Origin of the sequence: Streptococcus sp. (genome assembly GCF_019414905.1) — a bacterium.
Taxonomy (GTDB): Bacteria; Bacillota; Bacilli; order Lactobacillales; family Streptococcaceae; genus Streptococcus.
The window spans coordinates 1-1,475 of record NZ_DXLC01000096.1 but is presented as its reverse complement, the minus strand read 5'-3'; the positions used below and the strand labels follow the sequence as shown (position 1 = coordinate 1,475).

Below are 1,475 nucleotides of genomic sequence, written 5' to 3'. Positions count from 1 at the left end.
GTTAGGAGCTAAGTTGAATTCTTCTCCTACCTGTTTCCCATTTAGGCTAAGAGAGAATCCTTCTGTTGGTTGGATATAGATGGTCAAAATGTTTGGAGCAAGTGGCTCACCAAAGATAGAATCCATTTGTTTAAAGACAATGTTGACATGAGTTCCTTTTTCAGTCAGACGTTTACCCGTACGGAAGAAGAAAGGAACACCACGGAATCGATCGCTGTCTACAAAGAAGGCACCAGACGCAAAGGTTTCAGTTGTTGATTCTGGATTAACATTTGGCTCGCTACGATAAGAGATGTATTTCATTCCATCAATCTTACCTGAACGGTATTGACCACGGATAAAGTGTTCTTTAAGCTCTTCATCTGTTGGATGATAGAGGTTTTTAAAGACCTTAATCTTCTCAGCGCGAATCTCGTCCTTTGTGAAGCTTGCTGGCTTGTCCATGGCAAGGAGAGAAAGGAGTTGTAGAGTGTGGTTTTGTACCATGTCACGGAGGGCACCAGATTGGTCATAGTAGCCACCACGTTCTTCTACACCCAAGCGCTCCGCAAAGGTAATTTGAACATTGTCGATAAAGTCTTTGTTCCAAACGTTTTCAAAAATCAAGTTTGCAAAGCGAACTGCAAAGATACTTTGGATCATTTCCTTACCAAGATAATGGTCGATACGGAAAATTTGTTCTTCATCAAATGTTGCTAGGAGCTCGTCATTCAACTTGCTTGCAGTTGCGTAATCTGTACCAAATGGTTTCTCAACGATTAAGCGCTCAAAACCTTTTCCATCTACAATGTTTTCAGACTTGAGGTGCTTAGCAATGGTTCCAAAGAATTGAGGAGCCATAGATAAGAAGAAGAGCTTGTTGTGTTCAGCTTGGTACTTATCATTTAGTTCAACCTGCAATTGACGCAATGCAATGTAGTGTTCTGTATCGTTGACATCATGACTTTGATAGTAGAAGTGATTAGCAAACTCTTGAGCTTGTTCAGTACTATCTGCCAAATCAAGGATTGATTCGACTACAACAGATTCAAAATATTCCTTGCTCCAAGGACGACGAGCAGTTCCAATGACTGCAAAGTGTTCGGAAAGATTGCCGGATTTATATAGTCTAAAAAGGGAAGGGTAGAGCTTGCGTTTAGCCAGGTCTCCACTCGCACCGAAAATTGTAACAATAACCTTAGATGACATCTAGCTACCTAATTTCTATTTTTATTCCTAGTCTTGCTAGGTATGAGGAAACCTCATTTCATAAACTTAATTCTAACATAATTTTCCGAAAAATCAAAAAATCCAATACGAGATAGAAAAAAACTGCAAGGAAATCCTTACAGTTTAAGTTTAAACGTTTAATACCTTGTCCAAGAACTCTTTCAGACGTGGGTGTTGTGGGTTGTCAAAGATTTGATCAGGTGTTCCATCTTCAAGGAATTCACCATCTGCAGTAAAGATAACGCGGTTGGCAACCTGACGAGCAA

At 40.0% G+C, this 1,475-nt stretch carries 1 protein-coding gene and 1 pseudogene; both read right to left on the bottom strand.

The annotated features are described in order from the left end of the window. On the bottom strand, nucleotides 1-1,188 hold a 1,188-nt coding region (zwf, locus tag QZ359_RS02750), incomplete at its 3' end, for a glucose-6-phosphate dehydrogenase (RefSeq protein ID WP_293958052.1). Nucleotides 1,189-1,338: 150 nt separating this feature from the next. Continuing rightward, nucleotides 1,339-1,475 (bottom strand): annotated as a pseudogene (locus QZ359_RS02745) (peptide ABC transporter ATP-binding protein); the annotation flags it as partial.